Source organism: Sedimentisphaera salicampi (assembly GCF_002117005.1).
Classification (GTDB): Bacteria; Planctomycetota; Phycisphaerae; order Sedimentisphaerales; family Sedimentisphaeraceae; genus Sedimentisphaera; species Sedimentisphaera salicampi.
The window spans coordinates 3,009,125-3,034,857 of sequence record NZ_CP021023.1; the positions used below are offsets into that span (position 1 = coordinate 3,009,125).

At 46.1% G+C, this 25,733-nt stretch carries 21 protein-coding genes; 11 read left to right on the top strand and 10 right to left on the bottom strand.

Features of this window, described 5'->3' with window-relative positions; translation table 11 throughout:
• The first annotated feature begins 19 nt into the window (after window positions 1-19).
• Complete coding sequence (locus tag STSP1_RS11575; RefSeq protein WP_085756485.1) at window positions 20-862, top strand: glycosyl hydrolase; 843 nt, start codon at window positions 20-22, stop codon at window positions 860-862.
• 18 nt (window positions 863-880) lie between these two features.
• On the opposite strand, the gene STSP1_RS11580 is transcribed toward STSP1_RS11575, so the two are convergent.
• From STSP1_RS11580 to rimO, 5 genes are all read right to left on the bottom strand, one after another.
• Window positions 881-1,666: an ABC transporter ATP-binding protein gene (locus STSP1_RS11580; protein ID WP_085756486.1), complete on the bottom strand. Its 786-nt coding sequence runs from the start codon at window positions 1,664-1,666 to the stop codon at window positions 881-883.
• Between the two features lie 19 nt (window positions 1,667-1,685).
• The gene (yidC, locus tag STSP1_RS11585; protein WP_085756487.1) at window positions 1,686-3,647 is read right to left on the bottom strand and encodes a membrane protein insertase YidC; all 1,962 of its coding nucleotides are present in this window, start codon (window positions 3,645-3,647) and stop codon (window positions 1,686-1,688) included.
• Entirely contained in the window at window positions 3,647-4,423 is a 777-nt protein-coding gene (locus STSP1_RS11590) for a metallophosphoesterase family protein (RefSeq protein WP_085756488.1), read from the bottom strand. The genes yidC and STSP1_RS11590 overlap by 1 nt, the downstream gene beginning before the upstream one ends.
• 12 nt (window positions 4,424-4,435) lie before the next feature.
• Complete coding sequence (locus tag STSP1_RS11595; RefSeq protein WP_085756489.1) at window positions 4,436-5,128, bottom strand: aminomethyltransferase family protein; 693 nt, start codon at window positions 5,126-5,128, stop codon at window positions 4,436-4,438.
• A gap of 140 nt (window positions 5,129-5,268) precedes the next feature.
• Window positions 5,269-6,597: a 30S ribosomal protein S12 methylthiotransferase RimO gene (rimO, locus tag STSP1_RS11600; protein ID WP_085756490.1), complete on the bottom strand. Its 1,329-nt coding sequence runs from the start codon at window positions 6,595-6,597 to the stop codon at window positions 5,269-5,271.
• A 161-nt stretch (window positions 6,598-6,758) separates the two neighbouring features.
• Between rimO and STSP1_RS11605 the strand changes: the two genes are divergently transcribed.
• The 10 genes from STSP1_RS11605 (at window position 6,759) to STSP1_RS11650 (ending at window position 18,482) form a co-directional block, all read left to right on the top strand.
• Window positions 6,759-7,952, top strand: coding sequence for a DUF7663 domain-containing protein (locus STSP1_RS11605; protein WP_085756491.1), 1,194 nt, complete (start codon window positions 6,759-6,761; stop codon window positions 7,950-7,952).
• Window positions 7,931-8,584 (top strand): GIY-YIG domain-containing protein, encoded by a 654-nt coding sequence (locus STSP1_RS11610; RefSeq protein ID WP_118158578.1) that lies wholly within the window; start codon window positions 7,931-7,933, stop codon window positions 8,582-8,584. Before STSP1_RS11605 ends, STSP1_RS11610 begins: the two co-directional genes overlap by 22 nt.
• Before the next feature lie 91 nt (window positions 8,585-8,675).
• Window positions 8,676-9,431, top strand: a complete 756-nt coding sequence (locus STSP1_RS11615; RefSeq protein ID WP_085756492.1) for a PEP-CTERM sorting domain-containing protein — start codon at window positions 8,676-8,678, stop codon at window positions 9,429-9,431.
• Between the two features lie 717 nt (window positions 9,432-10,148).
• Complete coding sequence (locus STSP1_RS11620; protein ID WP_085756493.1) at window positions 10,149-10,820, top strand: redox-sensing transcriptional repressor Rex; 672 nt, start codon at window positions 10,149-10,151, stop codon at window positions 10,818-10,820.
• On the top strand, window positions 10,817-11,080 hold the full coding sequence (locus tag STSP1_RS11625; protein WP_085756494.1) for a (2Fe-2S) ferredoxin domain-containing protein: 264 nt from the start codon (window positions 10,817-10,819) through the stop codon (window positions 11,078-11,080). The genes STSP1_RS11620 and STSP1_RS11625 overlap by 4 nt, the downstream gene beginning before the upstream one ends.
• A gap of 24 nt (window positions 11,081-11,104) precedes the next feature.
• On the top strand, window positions 11,105-12,850 hold the full coding sequence (locus STSP1_RS11630) for a [Fe-Fe] hydrogenase large subunit C-terminal domain-containing protein (RefSeq protein WP_085756495.1): 1,746 nt from the start codon (window positions 11,105-11,107) through the stop codon (window positions 12,848-12,850).
• Window positions 12,834-14,024, top strand: a complete 1,191-nt coding sequence (locus STSP1_RS11635) for a SpoIIE family protein phosphatase (RefSeq protein ID WP_085756496.1) — start codon at window positions 12,834-12,836, stop codon at window positions 14,022-14,024. The genes STSP1_RS11630 and STSP1_RS11635 overlap by 17 nt, the downstream gene beginning before the upstream one ends.
• A 45-nt stretch (window positions 14,025-14,069) precedes the next feature.
• Window positions 14,070-14,564 (top strand): NADH-quinone oxidoreductase subunit NuoE, encoded by a 495-nt coding sequence (nuoE, locus tag STSP1_RS11640; protein WP_085756497.1) that lies wholly within the window; start codon window positions 14,070-14,072, stop codon window positions 14,562-14,564.
• Entirely contained in the window at window positions 14,564-16,459 is a 1,896-nt protein-coding gene (locus STSP1_RS11645) for an NADH-ubiquinone oxidoreductase-F iron-sulfur binding region domain-containing protein (RefSeq protein WP_085756498.1), read from the top strand. Before nuoE ends, STSP1_RS11645 begins: the two co-directional genes overlap by 1 nt.
• 4 nt (window positions 16,460-16,463) lie before the next feature.
• On the top strand, window positions 16,464-18,482 hold the full coding sequence (locus STSP1_RS11650; RefSeq protein ID WP_085756499.1) for an NADH-dependent [FeFe] hydrogenase, group A6: 2,019 nt from the start codon (window positions 16,464-16,466) through the stop codon (window positions 18,480-18,482).
• A 123-nt stretch (window positions 18,483-18,605) separates the two neighbouring features.
• Here the strand turns inward: STSP1_RS11650 and lpdA are convergent, their stop codons facing one another.
• From lpdA to STSP1_RS11675, 5 genes are all read right to left on the bottom strand, one after another.
• Window positions 18,606-19,985, bottom strand: coding sequence for a dihydrolipoyl dehydrogenase (gene lpdA / locus STSP1_RS11655; RefSeq protein WP_085756500.1), 1,380 nt, complete (start codon window positions 19,983-19,985; stop codon window positions 18,606-18,608).
• A gap of 2 nt (window positions 19,986-19,987) precedes the next feature.
• Window positions 19,988-20,512: a hypothetical protein gene (locus STSP1_RS11660; RefSeq protein WP_123807044.1), complete on the bottom strand. Its 525-nt coding sequence runs from the start codon at window positions 20,510-20,512 to the stop codon at window positions 19,988-19,990.
• 50 nt (window positions 20,513-20,562) lie between these two features.
• Entirely contained in the window at window positions 20,563-21,957 is a 1,395-nt protein-coding gene (locus STSP1_RS11665; protein WP_085756502.1) for an AAA family ATPase, read from the bottom strand.
• A gap of 84 nt (window positions 21,958-22,041) precedes the next feature.
• Window positions 22,042-24,795 (bottom strand): DNA polymerase I, encoded by a 2,754-nt coding sequence (gene polA / locus STSP1_RS11670; RefSeq protein ID WP_085756503.1) that lies wholly within the window; start codon window positions 24,793-24,795, stop codon window positions 22,042-22,044.
• A gap of 34 nt (window positions 24,796-24,829) precedes the next feature.
• Entirely contained in the window at window positions 24,830-25,729 is a 900-nt protein-coding gene (locus tag STSP1_RS11675; protein WP_085756504.1) for an HAD hydrolase family protein, read from the bottom strand.
• Window positions 25,730-25,733: the final 4 nt, after the last annotated feature.

Consider the following 25,733-nt stretch of genomic DNA (forward strand, 5'->3'; position numbering starts at 1 on the left):
CAATTGAAGGGTGAACATTATGTTAGACAGAAGAGATTTCCTCATTTCCAGCGCGGCGTTTTCGGCCTGCGGCCTGAGTGTTTTTGCAGAAGAGCAGGATGGGAAAAAGAAAATAATAACCCCAAAAAAGGGAATCGGCCTTGCTACAAAGCCGGGCAGCGGATGGCTCGATAAAATAAAACAGCTCAATGTAAGCTGGCATTACAACTGGGGACTCAAAACTCCTGAGAAAGAGCCCAAATGTATATATCACGTTCCAATGATTTGGGGGAAATGGGGCGTTGATAAGGCGGCCGAGTATCTCAAAGGCATCAGCAATTCCGGCGCAGCGCAGGAAGTGCTCACATTCAACGAACCGGACAAGAAGAAGCAGGCGAATATGTCTGTTGAGAAGGCGATAGAGCTCTGGCCGATGCTTGAAAACTGCGGCCTCCGGCTTGGAAGCCCCGCCTGCGTTCATCCGGATACTGAGTGGATGCTGGAATTTATGGAGCAGGCTGAGAAGAAGAACCTTCGCGTTGATTTTGTTACTGTCCACGACTATGGCGGAGGGAATGCCGAAGGGTTTGTAAACAAACTAAACGAGGTGCATAAGCTTTACGGAAAGCCCCTCTGGATCACTGAATTTGCCGTTGGAGACTGGAAGGCAAAAAGCGTGCAGGAGAACAGGCATTCTCCAGCAAAGGTGCTCAGGTTTATGAAGGAAGTGCTTCCTGAGCTTGAGAAGCTCGATTTCCTCGAAAGATATGCATGGTTTCCTGCAAGCAGAAAAAGCAAACATCTTGGAACATCCGCTCTTTTCAAGGAAGATGGAAGCCTTACAAATCTCGGACGGTTCTATTCAAGATTTGGGGTGAAATAGCGGTTTGCAGAGGGTTCACTAAAGGCTCGCATTTGCAAGGTATCTGCTGCCGATTTTCACAACTTCTACCCGGCAGGCGAATGCTTCAGATAATACCGAATCCTTCAGAACCTCTTCAGGGCAGCCAGTGATTACTTCCCTCCCGCTCTTTAGCACTGTAACGCTGTCTAAGCTGTCCGGAAGCTCTTCAAGGTGATGGGTAACGGTCATTATCGCCCGTTTCCCGTTATTAAGCCTTTTGATGAAATCGAGAATCAGGGCACGATTGAATATATCGAGCCCGCTGGCAGGTTCGTCAAGAAGCAGGAGCTTCGGCTCTCCAGCTACCGCTCTCAAAAGAAGAGTCTTCATCATCTCTCCTGTTGAGAGCGTGGCGAGCCTGCGGGATTTGAAATGCTGCATTTCGTATTCCGCAAGCAGCTCTTCTGCCTTCTGAGATGCCCTCCTGTCCTCGCTCTTCAGCCAGAGGGCAGGCATTATTGTGCCGGTAACGCCGGTTTTGATGAGTTCGAAAACGGTAAGGTTCTTGGAAAATTCCGGCGTCCTCGAAAGGCTCAAAAGCCCGATTTCCTTTCGAACTTCGGGAATGTTTATTTCTCCGTATCTCTCGCCGCAGAACCAGATGCTCCCTTCGCTTGCCCAGTCGTAGCCGGAAATAAGCGAGAGCAGGGAAGACTTGCCCGAACCGTTTGCCCCGATAAGCCCGCAGCACTCACCGCAGGATATCGAGAGGCTGATACCGTCCAATATACGTTTGCCGTATTTATCGAGGCACACGTTTTCCAGACGAATTATTTCGCTCATCTTTCAATACACCCGCTGTTTAGTACTGCTTGGGCTTTGGCTTGCGTTTCTTGCCGCCTTTTCTGTTCGCCGGCACTACAACCCGCTTATCGTTATCTTCCTGATCTTTGATATGCTTGCGGATTACCTTCTGCTCGAGAACTCCGCCGAACGAACTGGCCATAATATAGAGATTCAGCCCCGAGGGAGCTTTGTAAAGGAATACGAGCATCAGGATAGGCATCATAATACGCATTATTTTCTGCTGCTGAGCAACTTCCGGGCTGGTGGCTCCGGGCTGCGCTGCGCTCATAAGCTTTTGCTGCATAAAAAGAGCAACCGAAAGCAGCAGAGGCAGCAGGTTAAAAGAGCCGATTTCTATGCCTATAAACGGTATTGTGAACGGATCGAAGGCGATGAGAGCATCCGGTGCCGAGAGGTCTGTTATCCAGAACGGCAGGAAGCCTGCGCCTCTCAAATCAACGCTTGAGTATATCGCAGAATACAGCGAAACCCAGATCGGCATCTGTATCAGCATTGGAACAAATCCCAGCATAGGCGATGCCCCCTGGTCCTTATAGAGCTGCATTACATGCTGATTCATCTCCTTAGGAGTGTCTTTGTATTTCTTCTTTATCTCTTCAACCTGCGGGCCGAGCTTGCTCATCTTCATCATTGAAACCTGCCCCTTTTTGGTGAGAGGGTGCAGAATCAGTCTCACAAGGAACACGAGGATGATGATTATAATTCCGTAGTTCGGGATAAATCCGTAGCAGAAGTTCATAAATGCGAGAATAGCGAACGTGATAGGGCGGAACAGGTTTCCGCAGCAGGCACGGAAATCAATCGCATGGATAAAATGAAGCTTCTTATATATCGGCTCATTTTCAAATATGCTCTTTTCTTTCGGCCCGAGATATGTGATCATCTTGATGATCTGCTTGCTGTTCTTGCTGCCTGCAGGCTGAAGGGTGATATCATCGAATTTGAGCAAATAGGCAAGGCTTTCTGTTCCGTTGGTGTTCGGCTGGTCGCCTTCTGATTTACCTTTAATAAGCTTGCTGTCGTAATACCTTGCCCTGCCTGGGAGTACGCGGCAGTCTTTGCAGATCGGCTTTAGTATGCAGGTGAAGTATTTATTCCCGTTCGCTATCCAGTTGAATTTACCTGCGCCTTTCGGGGCCTTTATCTGAACGTCTTCGAGCTCTTTCTCAATGCCGGTGTTCATATAGTCTATTTCGGCCTTGCGGGCAGTTTTAAGCTCAATCTTGCTGGATTTGATCTTGTCGCCTTCTTCGCCTTCATAAAATGCGCTTACTATGCTCCTGCCGTCCATACGAACGCCTTCTCTGATAAATCCTACCGGTCCATGAACCTGAAATATCGGCTTTAATACCTGATCAGAAAGGTTTTGAAGCGTAAAATAAACCTCAAAATGCTGTTTTTCCGGCATCAGAAGGTAAGTTTTCTTGATCTTGAGCACTTCTCCGAAGCCCTCGCTCGAAAGCACTGCCGTGAAGCTGATGCTCTCGCTGCCCTTATCGTTTCTTCGAACCTGCCCGGCCTTCCAGTTGAGCTTCCCCAGCGGGAATCTGCCCGGGATTCCCTTAAACCATAGGTAGGTGTTTTTAAGAGAATATGCCTTTCCCGCTTCAAGCCTTGATACAGGAGCAAGGGCGAGGAAAGGGTCTTCTTCGCTTCCCCGCTTGTAGTAGCCGTTCAACCGTGCATACTTGATAGATGCACCTTCGTTGGTCAGCTGAAGCTCGAACTGATAAGGCGAGTCTTTCTGAACAGAGCCGAGAATATAATCCCTCTGCTCTTCTCCTGAGGCGGAAAGTTTTGTGAAGTCGATCTCGGGGCTGCCGTTCTCGCCGGCGTTTTGAGCTTCATTCTCTGCACAAAAGGCTGCTGAGGCAGTGAAAATCACCGCAGCAAGGAAAAGCGAAAATTTGCGCAGAGCGTTGCCTGCTGAATGTATATTGTGAGTTTTGTTATTCATTATCTTCCTTCAATAAGTCTATCGGCTTCGAAGTTGTCGAGCATTGGGATGCTGTAAATCTTTTCAGAAATCTTGCTGATATCGTATTCCAGCCGCACAAAATAAACCTTGTTATCCTGCACGTAAGCGTAGCTTGCCCTCTTGTCTCTGTCTCTTGGCTGTCCCACTGAACCAACATTTATGATTGCTCTTTCCTCGGGTTCGATTGGGTAGTAGTCCCCGAGCTCATCGGGTGTATAGAAGTCCGGATCTTCCAGAAACACGCCCGGAAGGTGAGTATGCCCGATGAAGCAGATGTTTTTTACGTTATCGAAAAGCGAGGTAACCTTTGCCGGCGAGGTGAATATATCATCGGGGAAAACGTATTCATTTATCGGCCTTCTCGGAGATGCGTGAACCATATCCACGTTAATTATCTGACCTTCCGATTCCAGCTCGAAGCTGTATCTCATCGGCAGTCCTGCAAGGAAGCTCCATCTCTTCTCTGCCAGCTTTATATCTTCTTCCGTGCAAAGCTGTTCGCGAGTCCAGTATGCTGCGAGTTCAGCTCCGTAGTTGAAATTCGTAGGTTCGTAAAGCACTGCATAATCGTGGTTTCCCATTATGCAGGTGTCTGTATTCTCTATGATAAGATCGAGACACTCAAACGGATAAGGCCCGTAGCCCAGAACATCTCCAAGGCAGATAATCTTCTTTATGCCTCGCTTATTTATGTCTTCGAGTACCGTATTTAATGCATCAATGTTTGAGTGAATATCGCTTATAATTGCAAACATAGCTATTTCCGATTATTCTTCAAAGGTTTCCATAAATTTGACCGCCGCTTTTTCAAGGCATCCGGCCGAGCCGGGGATTATGTCTGCTTTCTTGTGATACTTTTCTATAGGGCTTGCTGCCATACGGGCAAGCGAATTGCTGCAAATCACCTCTAACCCGTCCGAGCCGATCCAGCTTGAACGCATTACAGTGAAGTTCATCATCATTGCAGATATCACATCCGCCTCTTCACGCTCAAGATCCAGGCTTATCGGCGCAAGGCTCGAGAAGGCCTGATATGCCTTAGGCCCGTAGAGGCCGAACATCGCTGTATTCTCCGTAATATCGCTTACAGCAGCTCCGCTGCCGGAAGCTTCATCTTTAAGAAGATTCAAAACGCTCTGATTATTTGCCGGATGGCTTATAACAAGCGTTTTCCCGCCCGCAGTCAATATTCGAACCACTCCGCACGAGAGCTTGCAGAACCTGCACTCGCCGCTGTTAAGTTTTTCGCCTGCGAGCTTATCAGCGAACTGATTGAAGCCTTGGCCTGTAATCTCGAATCTGCCGAACGGAGTAAGGTCGAACGCGATATTCGATTTGAACAAGGCATTTTCGCAAGAGGGGAAGTCCGGGAAATCTGAAGGCATATTCCATCCGTAGTATTCGGAGAAAACTGCACCGAATCTCTCGTAAAGCTCTGTAAGAGGGCTGATTTTAAGCATAATCTATAATTTTTGATTTTGATTTAATAAATTTTAAGGCTGCACCGAAATGCAAAACATAAACAACCCCAGATTATGGTTTATTTGGCTTGCGAATCAACACTGTTTATAAATTTTTCGCCTGCCTGATGAGAATTATTTCACACCAGCCGGCATATAAGGTCGTAATCGCTTGTTTCCGCAACTTCAGCTTTTACAAATTTTCCCGGCTCAATCTGCTCTCCGGGCAAAGCGCATACGCTGTCTATCTCCGGTGCCTGCCCGTAATACCTTGCCTGCGTATAGTCTTCGCAGAAGCCCTCGGTCAGCAGAGTAAGCTTTTTTCCCAGCATATTGCGGTTTTTGCCGAAGGCGATTTCCTGCTGGGCTCTCATAATCTCATCCACCCTCCTGTTTTTCACCTCTTCGGAGATTTGACCATCCATCTTACCTGCGGGCGTATCTTTTTCGGGGCAGAATGCAAACGCCCCGAGGGCATCAAATTCTGCCCATTTCACAAATTCCAAAAGCCTTTTATGTTTTTCTGCAGTCTCCCCCGGATACCCTGATATAACCGTTGTTCTGATTACAGGCTCATCGAGCTTTGCCCTTATCTTTTCAATAAGTGCTGCGGTTTGTTCCTGCGAATCTGTTCTGCGCATCGATTTGAGCAGCTCGTTGTCTATGTGCTGAATAGGCATATCGATATAGTTCACTATTTTTTTATGCGAGGCAATAGTGTCTAAAAGCCTCTCGCTCACAGAGGCCGGATAGAGATACAGGATCCTTATCCAGTCTAAATCTGTTTTTACAAGCTCCTCAAGCAGTTCGCAGAGCCCCTCCTCAAGGCCGAAATCTTTCCCGTAGCCAGTGGTATCTTGAGCGATTAGGTTCACCTCTCTCGTTCCGCTCTCGCAGAGCATCTCCGCCTCGCGGATTATCTCATCTTTCGGCTTGCTTCTGAAAGGGCCTCTTATTGCCGGTATCGTGCAGAAAGAGCAGCCCCTCCCGCAGCCCTCGCTTATACGCAGATACGCGCTTCCCGGGCTTGTTGTGAGCAGACGCACGCTGTCGTTGGAGACGAATTTATTCCCGGAGGCGGTTTCAATCTTTCGGCTCCCCTTCGATTTCGCAGTTTTTAAGAGTATTTCGGCCGCCTTGTCCCTCTCGCAGAGGCTGATAAGGCAGTCTATCTGGGGCAGGGCATCTGCAAGCTCTCTGCCCATCCGCTCTACAAGGCAGCCCGCCGCTGCTACGAAGCGAACCTTGCCTTCTTTCTTAAGCTGAATTCCCCGCCTGAGCTCCTCGATGGCCTCCTCCTTGGCAGGCTCGATAAATCCGCACGTGTTCACCAGATAGAAATCTGTGTTCTCAGAGGAGCTGTCTAAGATAAAGCCCCGCTCCGCCAAACCAGCGAGCATCGCCTCCGAGTCAACCGTATTTTTAGGGCAGCCCAGAGATACAAATGTTATTGTGTAATTCTTTGCCATATTCCAGTAGTCTTAATTATTTTCAGATAAAACGCCCATTATATCGATTCCACCAATCTTTTAAACGGGCGAATGAAAATGGTTAAGAAGAAAGAATATTCTTGAAAATTTATAATATCATTATACAATTTTTGTTAGTAATCAATTTGTAAGGGCAAATTATGTCGAAAAAGTTACTGAATGATTTAAATAACTACAAGCAAGGGAAGCTTAAGGATTGGATAGATAACTTTTCTGGAGAACCTCGAATAGCTTGGTATCCTTCTGCTGGTGTTGATTTTAGAGATGTGCTGTATTTTAATGAGAAATTCTCAATGTTCCAGCCTCCTCGAAAGCCTGAACCTCCTCAGCCTGATATTTTCATTCATACTGATTACTACCCTTGGACAACTTCAGATTTTTTAGACACGACTTTAATACACAGGGATGAATATACTGAAATAACTGTAGCTCATTTAGAATATCTGAGCAATTTAAACATACCTTTACCGGCTGAACTTGTTCGCTTCACAGAAAATAAACCAGTAACGGGTATTGTAATTTATATGGAGTTGAATATTAGGTCTGATGTTTTAGGCGAATTTCAGGTTCCGTTAATTTATGCGTTTGTTGAAAATGCGGGTTTCTGTTCAAAAAAAATATTAAAATTGAATGGGCAAATCACCCATATCTATCTTAAGAATTGGGGTTGCGGTTTAGGCGGAGGACATTCAGGCGGCCGTTGGGTTTTGAATATATTGGAAAAAGTGGGTTGCGAGCTTTTGGTTACAGATTTTGATCTGGATTCGAACAAAGGTTGTTCGGAAGGACTTATAGCAGACAGCCACGTTTATAATATCTATCCAGAGCTGAGTGGAAACGAAAGTGTTTCAAATCTTGAGCCCATTAGAGTGCATGGTGGATTCAAAGGATATACATGGTCGTTAGTAAGAGAAAGGGAAAATATGAAAAAAGTTATTTTAATTTCATGTTCAAACCAGAAATTATCTCATAAGGCTCCAGCTAAAGAGCTTTATACAAGTTCACTTTTTAAGAAAAGCTTTAATTATGCAGAATCATTGAAACCTGATAAAATTTTTATTTTGTCAGCAAAATACGGGCTTCTTTCACCTGAGCAGGAAATCAATCCATATGATAAAACTCTGAACAATGTGGATGCTTCTAAAAGGAGGAAATGGGCTGGAAAGGTTGTGAGTCAATTGATTAAAGAAACGGATTTGCAAAATGACCAATTCGTTCTTTTGTGCGGCAACCGATATAGAGAGTACATAACAGGTTCTTTAGCTAACAAAGAAATACCTTTGGAAGGCATGCGAATAGGGGAGCAATTAAGATGGCTGACAGAGAATCTGTAATTAAGATTTGTGGTTGTTTACATGATTTTTTTAATAAGCTGCCAAGATTTCGTTTTCCGTTCGACAAGCAATCATTACCTTTGAATGGGATATATGTTTTGTTTGAGAAAGGAGAAAGAGGGCATTGTCTAGATAGGATTGTCAGGGTTGGCTCGCACACAGGTCAGAATAATCTGCGTGAAAGAATGCGTGAGCATTTTATTCGTGAGAATAAAGACCGCAGCATTTTTAGAAAAAATATCGGGAGAGCTTTGCTTAATACCAGAAATGATCCGTATCTTAGTCAGTGGAATTATGACCTTACTTCTAAAAAGAATAGAGTTAGATACGAGCATGAAATAGATTGGAAGTTTCAGCAATCTGTCGAAAGCGAAGTTAGCGAAATAATTAAGGATACTTTTTCATTTTCTGTTATTCATATTGATAATAGAGAGGCAAGAATGAAATATGAGAAGAAAATGATTGCAACTATTGGAAAATGCAGTAAATGCGAAGCTTCTGATAATTGGTTTGGCAAGAACTCTCCTGAAAATAGGATAAGACAGAGCGGTTTGTGGCTCAAGCAAGGATTAAGGCAAGCACCATTTTCGTTGGATGAATTTTCTCAGTTTATACAAAAGGTTAAAGTATAGCCTGCAGCTTTAAGTAAATGATCAACTTAGAGAATGTTGCTGTGATTTAAGCAGAGCAAATGTTGTTAAATAAAATGAAAGATGTTGTATTATGAAGTTTTTATTAAGTTTGATTTTTTGTGTTTTTTTGGTAAGTCATTTAGAAGCTATTCTGATTGAAGATGATAACAGGTCTGTTTATTCAAGAAGCTATATGCACTACAGTACAATAATAGATCGAGAGTCAAAAAACAGCGACAATCCAGACGTTCCGGGCTCTGATTATGACAAAACAGTTTCTTCGTTAGTTTCTGCTCACAGTTATGTTGGAATTTATGGAGGGTCTGCAAGTTCTTCTGCGGGGCAGCAATCTTCTATTTTAAATAATGATATTTATATAGATGAAATTAATGCTTCAGGCACTGTTTCAGGTGAGGCTGAAAATTTGAGGGTTGGAGCAACAATTTTGTCAAGCGCTACGTCTCTCTTTGAAGTAACTTTCAGTTTTGAGGGAATAAGGAGCTATACTATGGATCTTACTATGAGTGCCTCTGACGGTGTTTGGCAGGATGGTCTTGGCGAAGCTGGTGCCAATTGCTCAATGCAGCTTATTAAAGGAACAGAAACCATTTTAGATTACCAAATTGCAAATGATACAAAACAAGTAAGCTTAGAAGGAGAGCTTCCAGAGAGTACTTACACTATTGTTGTTAGAGGACATACCTACGATAGAGTTGATACTACATATGGGAATCAGGTTACAAATACAGAGGCTAGCTATGATCTTAACATGCAAATTGTACCTGAACCAGCCAGTGTTTTTCTCTTAGGCTTGGGCGGCTTATATTTTAGAAGAAAGTTTGTATAGCAGCAGTATATTTTATCAGGGGGTATGCGGGTAAACACACGGCTGCTGGTGAACACACAGGTAACGCCCATTGCTTTGGCCTATCTGTAATGAATATCTATTATCCACTTATTTCGTCCGCCGAAGGCGGACTACATGCGTGGCTCGGTTTAAATATTTCGTATCGTGAAATCGCTGCGTAATACTAACGACAATCAGAGCCGCACGTGGAGTCCGCCGCAGGCAGAGAGCCTGTCCGCCGGAGGCGAAGAGCAAGCGGATAGATTCGTGGCTCGTGGCTTGTGGCGAGCAATAAAATCATTAGTGAAAAATTAGTGCTGATTAGCGGCTGAAAAATTTCGCATTAAAAAACCTTAGTGAATCTTAGAGCTGCTAGTGGCTTATAAATCTCAGAGGAGATTAGCGGCTGCCTCTCATATAAAAATCCCGTCAAAAAATCTCTGTGCAATCTCTGGATTATATATCTTACCTCTGCGGTGGATGTTTTTTTTATACCGAACCTATCTGCAATCTTCCTGATATATCACCGCTCTGATAAGTCCATCAGAGATGTTTTTAAATCAGAATCGGTTATTTCCCAAAATTCTTTCTAAATCCATAGAAGCAATTTTGGTTAGCAAAAAAAATTTTAAAAAAGTGGTTGAAATTGGCTTTGTCTATGATAAAATATGCTCGATAAAAAAATATCGATATTAAAATATCTTTGAAAGAGTATGTATGATTATGAAAGTTTCATCAGTTTCACTGCCCACAATCAAGAGGCTGCCCTCATATCTGCATATTCTCAGGCAGTCGCTTGAGGAAGGGCACGAAAATATAAGCAGCGCGTATATAGCACGCGCATTGCATCTTGAGGCTATTCAGGTTCGCAAAGACCTCTCAGCCACCGGCATTTCCGGCCAGTCCGGAGTGGGCTTTAATATCGCCGGCCTGATAAAACACCTCGAAGACTTTCTCGGCTGGAACAACAGCAGAGACGCCTTTCTCGTAGGCTGCGGCAATCTCGGGGTGGCTCTTATGGGTTATGAAGGGTTCCGTGAGCGCGGGCTTAATATAGTTGCAGGCTTTGATGTTGATAAAAATAAAATCGGCAAGGAGATCAGCGGCAAGAAGATTTTCAGCCTTGAAAAATTCCCCGATCTTCTGGAAAGGCTGCATATCAAAATCGGCGTACTTACTGTCCCGCAGAACAGGGCTCAGCAGGTGGCGGCGTATATGGTGGAGTCGGGTATTGAGGCAATCTGGAACTTCACCTCCATTCGCCTTGATATACCCGAGCACATAATCGTTGAGCGGGTTGAGCTTGAATGTTCGCTTGCGGTTCTCTCCAGCAGGCTCAGAGAGAAGAACGAAGAATCAGCAGAGGATTTCAGCGGCGTAAAAGTATGAAAGAAAGTGTGAAAATTAGGCTTTGCCTCGGCAGCTCCTGCTTTACACGCGGGAATAATAAGGCCTTGGAGCTCATTAAAGAGTATATCTCTGAAAACAGCCTTGAAGAGAGTGTTGAGCTTTCAGGGAGCCTTTGCGAGGGCAAATGCAGCAGCGGCCCTCATATAACTATCGATGAAAAAGAGTATGATGAAATTAAGCCGGAATCAGTTTTAGACCTTATCAGAATTCATCTGAGAGAAAAGGGCATCATACACTGACCACCGGCTTTGAAAGGGTATAGTATGGATTTTATGGAACCGGTTTACACTCAGGCAGCGGAATGCCAGGACTGCTATAAGTGCCTGCGCCGATGCCCTGTAAAATCGATACAAATACAGGACGGCCATGCAAGGATAATGAACGAAAGCTGCATTATGTGCGGTACTTGCGTTCGAACTTGCCCGGCCGGCGCAAAGAAAATACGAAACGACCTCCAGAGAGCCCGCCTTCTCCTGAACAGCAGGGATAAAGTATATATGTCCATAGCTCCAAGCTGGAGAGCAGAGTTTGAAGGCAGCGAGGATAAGCTCATAGCAGCGGTTAAGAAGCTCGGCTTTGCCGGCGTTTCAGAAACTGCCCTTGGAGCGCAGGAGGTTTCTGCAAACACTGCGAAAATACTCGCCGAAGGCAAGCCGGGCGTTTATATCTCAAGTGCCTGCCCCACGGTGGTAGAGTATGTGCTGAAATATATGCCTAAGCTTGCAGGCAGCATTACAGGGCTTCTCTCGCCTCTGCTTGCACACTGCAAGATGCTCCGCAAGGAATACGGGGATGATATCGGAATCGTCTTTGCAGGCCCGTGCATCGGAAAGAAGAAGGAATCAGACACATCAGAAGGCCTGCTGGATGTTGCGATAACGTTCCAAGACCTGAAGCAATGGCTCAATGATGAGGATATCGATCAGGGCAGCCTCCAGCCTGAGAATGGCGAGGATGTATTTGTTCCGCAGAGGGCGGCTGAAGGCAGCCTGTACCCCGTTGACGGCGGGATGATTGCAGGAATCAAGGCCAACTGCGATGTTACCGATGCAGGTTATATGACCTTCTCCGGAATGGATAACATTATGCAGGTTCTTGAAGGGCTCGAGAATTTTAAGCCCGATAAGCCTGTATTCCTCGAACTGCTCGCCTGCGACGGCGGATGCGTGAACGGCCCGGCTGCCCAGAGCGAAAAGAGCAGCGCATTAAAACGGCTTGATGTTTTGTCAGGCAGTGAATATGAAAAGGAAAATATCCCGAGAAAGCCGGGCCTGGATATAACAGCCAGCTTCACTCCCGAGCCGAAGGAAGAAAAAAAATACCCCGAGCATAAAATCAGAGAAGCCCTTGAGCGGGTGGGTAAATACCGCCCTGAGGATGAGCTCAACTGCAGCGGCTGCGGATATGATTCCTGCAGGCAGTTTGCCGAGGCGCTGCTTGAAGGCAGGGCAGAGGAGAGTATGTGCGTAAGCTATATGCGTCAGCTCGCCCATAAGAAGGCCGATATGCTCATCAAAACAATGCCCGGCGGGGTAGTGATTGTGGATGAAAAGCTTGAAGTGGTAGAGTCAAACAGGCGTTTCGCCTCTATGCTTGGAAGCGATGCGGAAAACCTCTATGAGCAGGTGCCCGGGCTGGAGAAGGCAAAAATCGAGAAGCTCCTGCCAAATGCTGATATGTTCCGCAGGGTTATTGAAAGCCTTGAGCAGGTTCTAGAGAAAGATGTAAAGATAAATAATGCGGTTCTGCATATCACCGTTTTCACAATCGAGCAGGGAAGGCTCGCAGGAGCGTTCCTTCAGGATATTACTGCTCCGGCAGTTGCCAAAGAGCAGATTATAAACAAGGCGAGAAACGTTATTGAAAAGAACCTTCAAACAGTGCAGCAGATTGCATATCTGCTCGGTGAGAATGCGTCTGATTCTGAGGTTATTCTCAATTCTATCGTAGAATCCTTCCAGACCGGCAGCGAAGAAAGCCAGAGGGGCAAAGATGCTCACAAAGAATAATTTTTTCGTTGAGGTTGGCTCTTTTCAGAAGAGCAAGGAAGGTATGGGCTCGCCCGGCGATGTCTTCTATTCCAGCAGGACAGAAGACGGCCAGAGAACTATCTGCATTCTCGCAGATGGGCTCGGAAGCGGGATTAAGGCAAACGTACTTGCCACCCTTACATCAACTATGGCAATGAACTACATCAAATCCGATATTGATGTTAAGCGGGCATCAGAGATTATTATGGCCACTCTGCCTGTATGCAGCTTCCGTAAAGTGGGGTATTCCACCTTTACAATTGTTGATGTGAATTCCGAAGGGCGCGTGCGGATTATAGAATACGACAACCCCTGCTGTCTTCTTCTCAGAAACGGCAGCAAGGTAGAGCTGGAAAGAAGCAGTCATAAAATAGATGCAGGCTCTGCTGGAGAGCGAGAGCTAAAATACGCAAGCTTCAATGCTGTAAAAGGCGATAAGCTCTTTTTCTGCAGCGACGGGGTTACCCAGTCCGGAATGGGAACTCAGGCTATGCCTCTTGGCTGGACTTCTCAGGGAGCTGAGGAATATATAACCACCCAGCTTAGCAGATATGAATCTGTTTCTGCAAGGAAGCTTGCCCGCAGGATAGTTGAAAGGGCATTAAAGAACGACGGCAATAAAGCCAAGGATGATATAAGCGCAGCGGTTATCTCCTTCAGGCATCCTCGAAGAACACTTGTGATAACGGGGCCTCCGTATAATCAGAGCAACGATGGTCTGCTGGCATCGAAGTTTGAAGAGTTCAGCGGCAGAAAGCTTATCTGCGGGGGAACAACTGCGAGGATTATCGCAAGGCAGACGGGCAGGGATGTGAAGATTGACCTTAGCTGGACAGACCCGTATATCCCTCCGGCATCCAAGATGGAAGGTGCAGAGCTGGTTACCGAGGGCACAGTAACTCTCAGCAGAGCGCTGGAGCTGCTCAAAAGCAAAGGAGAGATAGAGCCACCCGCGAAGAATCCTGCTGAGAAACTCGTGGAATACCTCCTCGAGAGCGACAGCATACATTTTATCGTGGGAACCAAGATTAACGAAGCCCATCAAGACCCGAATCTGCCGGCGTCTTTGGATATTAGAAGGAATATGCTTAGAGAGATCGTTGATACTCTCAACAACAAGCATTTGAAAAGCTCTACCATGGAGCTGATATAAGAGTAAAAGCAGTAGTTAAGTGATAATTGTATAAAGGAAATATTGATGTCTTGTGAAGCCTGTAAAAAGCAGAAGTTTGAGAAGGTTTGCCGGATACTTGAAGAACATCAGGCAGACAAATCCAATCTCATACCAATACTCCACGCTGTGCAGAGGGAGTACAGGTATCTGCCGGAAGAAATTTTAACCTATATCGCAACAAGCCTGAATATGCCGCCGGCAAAGGTATACGGAGTGGCGAGCTTTTACGCACACTTCGCACTTGAGCCTAAAGGTAAGTATGTAATCCATATATGCGACGGAACGGCCTGCCATGTTAAGGGATCGATAGCAATCCTTGAGGCAATGCAGCAGAAGCTCGGCCTTGATAAGGAAAAATGCACTACCGACGATCAGCTCTTTACCGTGGAAACTGTAAGCTGTCTCGGTGCTTGCGGGATGGCTCCGGTGATTACCATAAACGAAGATGTTCACGGGCTTGTAACGCCGGAGAAGGCGGAAAATCTTATCGAAGAAATTCTTGAAAAGGAGAAGGCCTGATGATTGCGGCAACCGTAAATTTAGAATTAATAAAAGAAAACTACCTCAAGGCTCTTGGGAAAACCCAGAGACAGATTGTTGTCTGCGCTGGTACCGCCTGCGTGGCTAACGGGTCTTTGAAGGTATTTGAAGCTGTTAAAGAGCAGGTGGAGAAGAAAGATTTAGATGTTTCTGTAAAGCTGGAATCTGATAAGGATGCGGATGTGGTTATGGCCAAGACAGGCTGCCGCGGATTCTGTCAGGTAGGGCCTCTGGTAACGGTGCGTCCGCAGGAGTATCATTATGTTCGGGTTAAGCCAGAAGACGCTGCTGAAATAGTTGAATCCTCAGTGGCTGATGATAAGCCTGTTGAGAGACTGCTGTACTCCGATCCGGCTACTGGAAATACATGCAGAACCACCAAGGACATTCCCTTCTATACGCGTCAGAACCGTACAGTTCTCGATGAATGCGGCAAGATTGATGCCTGCAATATAGAGGAATATATCTCTCACAACGGCTACTTCGCAGCGAGAAAAGCATTTACAGAAATGCAGCCTCAGCAGATATGCGATCAAGTTCTCGAATCAGGACTGCGAGGCAGAGGCGGGGGCGGATTCCCCACAGGCAAGAAATGGGCACTCACTCTCCCCCAGCCCGGTGAGAAGAAATATGTAATCTGCAACGGCGACGAAGGCGATCCCGGGGCATTTATGGATAGAAGCCTTATGGAAGGCAATCCTCACCGCGTGCTTGAAGGGATGATGATTGCAGCAAGGGCTATCGGTGCCGATGAAGCCTATGTTTATGTGCGTGCTGAGTATCCTCTTGCCGTGAGCAGGGTAAGCGAGGCGGTTAGAGATGCCGAGCAGCTTGGGATACTGGGCGAAGATGTATTTGGAACAGGCAGCAGCTTGAAGATAAAGGTGCTTGAGGGAGCAGGGGCATTTGTCTGCGGCGAGGAAACAGCCCTGATTGCTTCTATTGAAGGCCGCAGGGGTATGCCGAATCCCAAGCCTCCATTCCCCGCCCAGAGCGGGCTCTGGGGCAGGCCGACCTGCATCAACAATGTGGAAACGCTTGCAACTGTTCCGCTGATAATCCAGCACGGGGCAGAGTATTTCAAATCTATGGGGACTGAAAACTCCGCTGGAACAAAAACTTTCGCTCTCACAGGCCACGTTGCAAATACAGGCCTTATCGAAGTTCCCTTCGGCCTTACGCTTAGAGAGATCGTGTTCGGTATCGGCGGGGGCGTAACAGACGATGACGGGAGCATACTTAAAGACGGCTTCAAGGCTGTACAGTGCGGCGGGCCATCCGGCGGCTGCCTAACCGAAGAACACCTCGACCTGCCCATAGACTACGACAACCTGCGAAATATAGGCGCAATGGTAGGCTCGGGCGGTCTTGTAGTGATGAACAGGAAAACCTGTATGGTGCAGATTGCGCATTTCTTTATGCAGTTCACGCAGAACGAATCCTGCGGGAAGTGTGTGCCGTGCCGCGAGGGAACAAAACAGATGCTCAGGCTCCTTGAGGATATTATCGAGGGAAGGGCAGCACTTGAAACGATTGATCTGCTCGAAAGGGTGGCAAGTGCGGTTTCGAAAGGCTCTCTTTGCGGACTTGGGAAAACCGCCCCTAACCCTGTACTAACAACACTAAAATACTTCCGCGATGAATATATTGCCCATGTTGTTCACGGCAAATGTCCAGCAGGGCAGTGCAAGGCATACGCAATGCCGGAGATTGATCCGGAGAAATGTATCGGATGCGGGCTCTGCAAGAAGAAATGTCCGGTGGATGCGATAGAGGGCGAGAAGAAACAGCCCCACGTTATCGATCAGGATAAGTGCATCAAATGCGGAGCGTGCGCAGAAGCTTGTAAATTTAACGCAGTAATTGGGATGTAGAAATATGGCTGATAAGAAATACTTAACAATAGACAATCGCAGGGTTGAAATCAAAAACGAAAGAAACCTGCTTGAAATAATACGCAGAATCGGCATAGACCTGCCGACCTTCTGCTACCACTCAGAACTGAGCATTTACGGTGCTTGCAGGCTCTGCGTGGTTGAGATTGAAGGGATGGGTATAGTAACCTCGTGCAGTACAACGCCGCAGGAAGGTATGGTGGTTAGCACGAACACCAATGAGCTGCGCGAGATGAGGAAGGTGTATCTCAAGCTACTGCTTGCAAATCACCATCAAACCTGCACCACCTGCTCAAAGTCCGGTGCGTGCAGACTGCAAGACCTCTCAAACAGGCTTGGAATCAGGGAGATTCCGTTCTCTGATGAGTATAAGCCAAAGCCGATTGATTCAAGCAGCCCCTCGCTAATTCGTGATCCGAATAAATGCGTCCTCTGCGGCGACTGCGTTCGTGCGTGCGAGGAGATCCAGAGCGTAGGTGCGATTGATTTTGTAAATCGCGGAGCGGATACGATTGTCTCTCCTGCGTTTCTCAAAAACCTTGATGCAGTAGAATGCGTTTACTGCGGCATGTGTGCAGGCGTATGCCCCACAGGCTCTATAACTCCAAAATTCGAAACAGAGAAGGTTTGGAATGCGCTGAACGACAAGAAGAAAACTGTAGCAGTTCAGATAGCGCCGGCAATCAGAGTGGCGATAGGCGAGATGTTCGGCCTTGAGCCCGGCGAGGTTTCAACGGGAAGGCTCGTAGCTGCTCTTAAGCTGCTCGGTTTTGATCAGGTTTACGATACTTCCTTTGCCGCAGATCTTACCGTGCTGGAGGAATCAACCGAATTTATCGAGCGAAAGAGCAAAGGCGAAAAGCTCCCGCTGTTTACCTCCTGCTGCCCGGCATGGGTTAAGTTTGCAGAGCAGTTCTACCCAGACCTTCTGGGCAATCTCTCCTCCTGCAGGAGCCCTCAGCAGATGTTTGGCTCTGTAGCACGCAAAACCCTGCCCGAGGAGCTCAGTGTAAACAATGAAGACTTGTACCTTGTTTCAATTATGCCCTGCACGGCCAAAAAATTCGAAGCCCAGAGGGATGAATTCCAAACAGAGGGCCACAGAGATGTGGATGTAGTGCTTACTACGCAGGAACTGGGGATGATGATCAAGGAAGCGGGAATCGATTTCACCGGCCTTACTCCCGAATCTCTCGATATGCCTATGGGCTTCAAAACCGGCGCTGGAGTTATCTTCGGTGTTACCGGAGGCGTGAGCGAGGCAGTGCTGAGATTTGCCGCTGAAAAGCTTACGGGAAAAAAGGTTTCCGAAACAGACTACAATCAGGTGCGCGGCAACGATGATATCCGCGAAACCGAGATTGAAATCGGAGATGTTAAGCTCAAGCTCGCTGTTGTGCACGGCTTAAAGAATGCCCGCAAAGTAGCAGAAATGATAAGGTCAGGCGAGTGCGATTATGATTTTGTGGAGGTGATGTCTTGTCCGGGCGGATGCATTGCAGGGGCAGGCCAGCCGGTGAGCAAAGACTACAACTACAAGCAGAAACGTCAAAACGGGCTCTATGTGAGCGATAAAGGCCTCCAGCTCCATAAATCTCAGGATAACCCGTATCTCCAGAGCTGCTATGCTGATGCCCTCGGCGGCGAGCCAGGAAGCCATACTGCTCACGAGCTTCTGCATACTAAATACAAAACCAGAAGAAGAATCCAAAGCGATCATATTGAAATCGGCACCGAGGATGAGGCTAAGATCTCTGTGAACGTATGCGTGGGTACAAGCTGTCACCTGCGGGGCTCAAGAAAAATCCTTCAGGATATGATGAACTACATCCACCAGAAAGACCTTGAGGACAAGGTGAACATTCAGGCAACTTTCTGCTTTGAAAAATGCGACAAAGGGCCGAATGTCCGTATTGACGATAAGATTATCAGCAAGTGCGATTCAGCAAAGGCCATTGAAGAGCTTAACAATGCAATTGCAGAGGTCTCAGCAAAAAACTGAAAATCCTTTCATTCAACTAAATAAATCACACATACAATACTCTTTCGGGCGTCTGGATTATTTCCGGCGCCCATTTTATTTCGTCAGTCTGTTCATCGGCAGGATTCAGCCGAGCCTTGAATTCTACCTTTTGGGAGGGAGGTGTATGCTTTCGCCGTATGCTCCCATCCAAGCCTCTTTAAGCACCTCTGATACCGTTGGATGAGGGAAGCTAACCTCGCCGGCTTTTTCGTTTGTTCCCATAATCAGCCTCGCTGAGCTTATCATCTCAGTTGCTGATTCGCCAACCATGCTCACCCCGATTATCCGTCCGTCAGCATTGTTTTTAATAACCCGCACCTCGCCGGCAGTCTGATTATGTGCAAGGCTTCTTCCATTTGCAAGAAAGCCGGATTTAGTAACGCTGTAATCAATGCCCCTCTCCTGAGCCTCTTTCTCGCTCAGGCCAACGCCTGCTGCCTCGGGAAAAGAATAAACTGCCCTTGGAACCAGACGGTAGTCTTTGATCTTCCCGTCTTTGCCCGCAAGAATATCTGCAAGGATTTCCGCCTCCAAATATGCCCCGTGAGCGAGATAAGTTTTCCCTGCAAGGTCTCCGAGTGCATAAACGCCTTCTGCGGATGTCCTCATTTTCTCATCTATGACCACCTCTCCGCCATTGAACTCAAGGCTTAGAGCCTCGGCTGTTTCCTCGCTTATTACAGGGCTTCTGCCAACTGCAACTAAAACCTTCTCACTCTCAAGCACCTCGCCGGAGGAAAGGTTCAGCCTGCATAGATCTCCTGAAGTATCTGCAGAGCTCACCTTAACATCGGTGAGGGCTTTAAGATTTATCTTCCTGAATTCCTTCTCAAGCAGCCTGCCCATCCAATCGTCCTCTCTTGGAAGCAGCCTCGGGAGGGCTTCAATTATTGTCGTCTTGCAGCCTAAGGCCGCATACAAACAGCCCATCTCGCAGCCGATTACCCCGCCGCCGATTATCACTAAAGACTTTGGAATCTCACTTAAGCTCAGCGCCTCTTTGCTGGAAATTACCTTTTCCCCGTCGAATGGGATTGATGGAATCTCTTTGGGCTCAGAGCCGCTTGCAAGGATTATATTCTTGCAGGTAAGCAGCTCTCCGGAATTGTTCAGCCTAACCGAGCCTCTGCCTTCTGCAACCGCATCATCTCTTATCAGCTCCGCTCCGTTCGAGCGAAGCAGGCCTTCCACGCCGGAAGTAAAGCTTTTTACTATCGCATCTTTGCGGGATTGAATCTTGCCCCAGTTCGGCTCTCCGAAAGATACATCAAGCCCCATCAGGTGTGCGTGCCTTGCCTTGATTATAAACTCTGCCGAGCCTAAAAGAGCCTTCGAGGGTATGCAGCCGTAATTCAAACACGTCCCCCCGGGTTTGTCCCGCTCTATAACTGCGGTTTTAAGCCCGTTCCTTGCGCATTTTATTCCAGCGGCATATCCTCCCGGCCCCGCTCCGATTATCACTGCATCGTAATCTTTTCCCATAATCAAACGCTTATTCTTATATTATCAAAAAGGATAGGTGAATTGCTGGGGTTTATGCTTAATGGTCTTTCAGGGCAGCTCTCAGAAGTACTAAAATGTTTCCGCTTTTTTCTTGTTTTGCTTTTGGCTATTCGTTTTTTGTGTAATAAGATGAAATGCCTTTTTGTCTCAGATAGAGCCTTAATCTCATAGAAATTCATCAGTATGGAATTTATATAGTCAAAAAGGCAGACTGAACTGATGAATTGATTCGAAATTTTAATCCCTTTAAGTTTCCTTGATTTAAGCTCTATGAAAACCAGTTGCGGGACAGGTTCTTCCGATTTTTGATATATCAAAAGGTAATCGCATCTTTTGTTATGATCTTTTGTTGTTCTGAAAATATATTCGGGACACTTGCACGCATCCATTTTCAGTATTACAGCGTTTTGAGGAATATTACTAAGTTTGACTTTCTTGAGTATAGCACCCTGCCCAGTTTCCCTTAAAACAGCAGTATTGTTTCCTTGAGAAATCTTTATATCCAAGGTAAATCTTTTATGAAAGATGCTTTTAAGCGTCTCATTCTGAAGCAAGCTTATTCCCCTGATTCTAAAAGAAGGCTGTTTTGGATTCTGTCCATTGTTTCAATTGATTCATCAAAACTGGCCACTTCAATCCCAAGCTCATCGTCTATATCTGCCGGGTTCAATGTTAGGCCGTTAGTTTTTCTTTTATTACCTTCCTTGAGAAATTTTCCTTTCTCAGCAACATACACCTTAACTTTAGAAGCAGATAATGATTCTTCTTTTGAATAATTCTCTTTTTCCATTATTCTTAAATGTGATTTGTTATCAGGGTCAAACATTATCAATGAATTAAGTTCTTTGATAAGATAATCGCTGTGAGTGGTTACAAATATTTTTATTCCGATGTTAATTAATCTTGCAAAAAGCCTTGCGATTTTTCGCTGATTCTCCGGATGCAGATTAAGTTCAGGCTCATCCACTATTAATAAGTCGCCTTTTTTGCAGATGTGTTTTAAATAAAACCCTAAATCAAGCAGAGAGCGAACAGAGCTGGAGCTTTCATCCATGGTTAGTTTTACTCTTCTGTCTTTATTGGGGATAAAATATAATTCATCATTGCTCGTTACTTTATAGGAACCGCCAATAATATCACAAAATTCTTGCAGCAGTTCAGAGTGCTCAGCCGCTACAAAGCTTTCTTTTTTTGCTACGTTTTCTATATTCCTTATGAATTCAACGTTTCGTTTAACCGGAAGAGCATAATCTGCATAGACCTTGTTTATTAGTGCAAAGGGGTTAAACGAAGTATTTTCCATAGAGCTAACTTCCTCCAGCAGTCTGTTTCTTGCAAAATTAAGCTCAGACCTGAAAATTGCTGCTCCAGTTCTCTCTGCGCTTATAATGAACGGTTTTGGAAATAAATGGCTGAAAAGAACCTGCCTTATTGTTTCTCCAATTGCATTATCTATTAAGTCTCTGTGAAGCTCTTGAGCGCCTTTTTGCACCAGCAGGCTTGCAATAATTTTATTTTCATTTTTTGGCTTATTTAATTTCAGGATATTCTTTTTGTTGGTGCCGTAATTTACTTCTATTACATTTTGAGGGTAATTCTCCGGCTCTTCTAAGCTAACTTGAAATTTAGTGTTGTGAAAGTTACTTTTATTTGCGGCGAATACATGCGGAAGAAGTTTCGTGTATTCGTTGCACGCCTCTAAAAGTAAACCATTTCTGTTTTTGGAATAATTTTCTAATGGAATTTCTGCTGTACCATCTTCAAGAAGACTTTTTATTAAATTATCTGAGACATCCAAATGGTAATGATTGTTAAAAAAATCTATAAATCCATAAAGGGCGTACGTTGCGTATGTTTTGCCGGTATTGTTCTTACCGCAAATTATGGTAAAATCTCCAAGTTCAAATTCAGCTTTTTCTATCGGTCCCATGTTTTGGACAGATATTTTCATTGTTGCCCCTTAGTTGTGAAAAAAAAATTATTAAGCAATCATATCTTATAAGAAATTTTTGTTTTTTCAATAAATAAGGCTTTATCAATGCCCGGTCATCCAGTTCTCGCCCCAGCCGGTGTCAACCTTCAGTCGAACCCTAAGCTCTATGGCATTTTCCATTATCTCGCTTATCCGCTTTGCGTTTTGCTCAGCATTGTCTCTGCTGCATTCGAAAACCAGCTCATCATGAATCTGGATAATCATCTTTGCTTTTAGTTTGCCCGCATCAATTTCATTCTGAACCTCTATCATAGCCGCCTTTATCAAATCTGCCGCTGAGCCCTGTATGGTTGTATTGAAGGCCATGCGTTCAGCGGACGATTTCTCCCGCTTAGCTGCAGAGTTGATTCCCGGCACGGCTCTCCGCCTTCCGAGGATAGTGCTCACGTATCCGTTGGATTTTGCCCCGTCGATAACGCTCTGCATAAATTCCTTTATCGAGCTGTACCGCTGGAAGTAGCTGTCGATGAATTCTTTCGCCTCGCCCTGAGTAATTCCCAGCGATTGCGAGAGAGCATACGGTCCTTGGCCGTATATTATGCCGAAATTCACCGCCTTTGCCTTGGCTCTCAGCTCGGGTTCTGGGTTTTCGGGATCTGCCCCTAAAAGCTCGCTGGCCACGAAGCTGTGTATGTCCATATCGTTGTTGAAGGCCTCCAAAAGCTGGCTGTCCTGCGAGAAATGAGCGAGGAGCCTCAGCTCCACCTGAGAGTAGTCGGCGCTCAGAATCACCCCGTCTTTCTCCGCAGGCACGAACGCCGCCCGAATCTTACGCCCTATATCTGTGCGTATCGGTATATTCTGCAAGTTAGGGTTGGAAGAGCTCAGCCGGCCAGTGGCGGTTATTGTCTGGTTGAAGCTGCAGTGCAGTCGGTTTGTCTTCGGGTTCACCATCGTCCCGAGCTTGTCGATGTATGTGCCTTTGAGTTTAACGAGCTGTCGAAACTGCTGGATATCCTCAATCACCGGATGGAAATCCGCAAGCTTTTCAAGAACGGAGGCATCGGTGCTTCGTTTCTTTATCTGCGGGAGCTTGAGCTTATCAAACAGCACTTCCGAAAGCTGCTTGGGAGATTCTATGTTGAAGACTGAACCGCTCTGGGCGAAAATCGAATCTCTAAGTGTTTCAATCTGAGAGGCTATCTCTTTGCTCATTTTATCGAGCACCGAGCAGTCTATGCTCACCCCTTCAATTTCCATCTTGCACAGCACCTTCATCAGCGGCATCTCAAGTTCTTCAAAAAGCTTTTTGAGCTTCGGCTGCTCGTTCAGACGCTTATTGAGGTACTCATAAAGCCTGAAGGTAATATCCGCATCCTCGCAGGCATAATCTGCCGCATCCGCAGCGGGCACTTTATCGAAGGTGATCTGTGATTTGCCCTTGCCGATCAAATCGCTTATCGGCTGACATTCATAGTTGAGATAGTCCTTGGCCATAGCGTCCATAGAGTTGCTGCTTCTCTCTGCATTGAGCAGATATGATGCAATCATCGTGTCAAAGCTCACACCTTCAAGGCTCAGCCCTGCATTCCAAAGCACTTCAATATCGTATTTTACATTCTGCCCGGCCTTCTTTATTTTCGGATTGCTGAGAATCCCGCCGAGTATTTCTTTGACCTTCTCTATGCCGATAGTTTTATCGTTTCCTGCGGCTTTCACGGGGATATAGTAAGCTTCATTCTCTTTCCATGAGATGCTTATCCCCACCAGCTCTGCCCTCATAGGCTCAATGCTGGAGGTTTCTGTGTCTATTGCGAAAATTTCCTGTTTCTCAAGCTCTCGGCATAGCTTTTCGAGCTCTTCTTCGCTTCCCGCAAGCTTGTAGTTTTGCTTACCGTCTTTCATGCTGTCATATTCTGTATCCGTATCAAACAGGGCGGTTTGCTTTTTATTTGAGGTGCCTTGGTTTTTTGTTTCTGTGCTGAGCTCGTCAAGCTTTCCTTCAAGGCCAACGCTTTTGTACAATCTTTGAAAGCCCAGCTCGTAGAAAATCTCAGCGAGCCTGTCGTAATCGAATTCTGAGAGCCTGAAGGCTTTCGGTCTCAGCTCAACAGGGCAGTCCCTCTTTATTTCTACAAGCTCCCGGCTGAGCATTGCCTGTTCTTTGCTCTCTCTGAGCGAATTGCCCCTTTTCCCCTTTATTTCGCCTGCATTTTCATAGAGTTTCTCGAGCGAGCCGTATTTCCTGATCCACTGCTCAGCAGTTTTCGGCCCCACATCCGGAACGCCCGGAATATTGTCTGCGGTATCACCCATAAGGGCAAGTGCATCAAGAAACTGCGCAGGGCTCATTTGTTTTTCAGTCTCCAGCCAGTTCAAATCCTTCACGGAATCCTTTTTAATGTCGTGAACGAATACGTTCTCTTCTATAAGCTGGAGCATATCCTTATCGCCTGAGCATATATACGTTTCGATCCCCTCTTTGGCAGCCTTCTCGGCAAGTGTTCCGATAATATCATCTGCTTCATACTTCTCCACCCTCAGTATAGGAATCTTCATCGCCTCGAGGATCTGTTCGATTCTGTCAATCTGCTGAGGCATATCTTCCGGCATTGGAGGCCTTTGGGCTTTGTATTCCGGAAAAATATCAGAGCGGAAAGATTTTTCCTTGCTGTCCATCGCCACAGCAAGCATATCCGGATTTTTGCGGTTTATCAGCCCGAGCAGGGTGGTTGTGAATATGTAAGATGCCTTTGTGGGCTCGCCTTTAGGGCTTGAGAGGTTTGTCCGCATAGGGGCAAAATAGCTCGAATATATTAAGGCGTGTCCGTCTATAAGATAAAATTTATCGGGCATTCTGCCCTCCTAATGCATAAAGTCTTTTTCATAATTATACAGGTTTTGCTGAATATTCAGGCCCGATTTTCTGCCTGAAATCTTCTGCTATAAATTTAACAACTCCGTCAGCACTGTTGCTCTCACAGATAAAATCCGCTTCCTTTTTTATCGTTTCAACTGCATTCGCCACGCATACGCTCTTTATGCCCTGGGTATTGAGTTTTATCATGGGCAGGTCGTTTGTGTTATCCCCGAAAACCACAACATCGCTCAAATCTGTGCCCAGCTCTTCAGCCAGCCTGATGACCCCTGCCGATTTTCTTGCCCTTGAGCTGTGTATTGTAAGCCAGTGCCATTCGGGGCAGTAGGGGTTGGCAAAGCAGTAGCAGTCTATGGATTCGCTGAAAACGTCTTCGATTTCTGTTCTTATGCTTTCAATTTGAGTTTGTGAGCCTATTACAATGAAGCCTGCTGTTTCATTCTTGAAAACGGCATCATCAATAGGTATCTGCTTAGACCTGCCTCTGTGGTCTTCTGATTTATCGTTGAGAAACCATCTCATCCCTTCGTTGCAGATAGCCTCGTAGTAAACCCTGTCTTTACCGTTCTCGCAGCAGAATATGAACGGCATTGCCTCATAGAAGTCTATTATTCTGTGTATTTCTCGGCAGGTGTGCTCTTCCATTGGTTCACTCAGCAGATGCTCGCCGGTTTTTATATCAGTTATAAAAGCCCCGTTCACCTCAATAACTGGCAGGCTGAGATCAACGCCGCTCATAATCTTTCTTATTGAAGCGATGCTTCTTGCGCTTGCTAAGGTGATCCTGCAGCCTTCTGCTATGAGCTCATTGAGCTTGTTTTTCGTGAAATCTGAAACAGCAGCGTTTTTGTCCAGAAGTGTTCCGTCGAGGTCGGTTACGTAGAGCGGTCTGTTTTTCGGTGGATTATTCATAAAA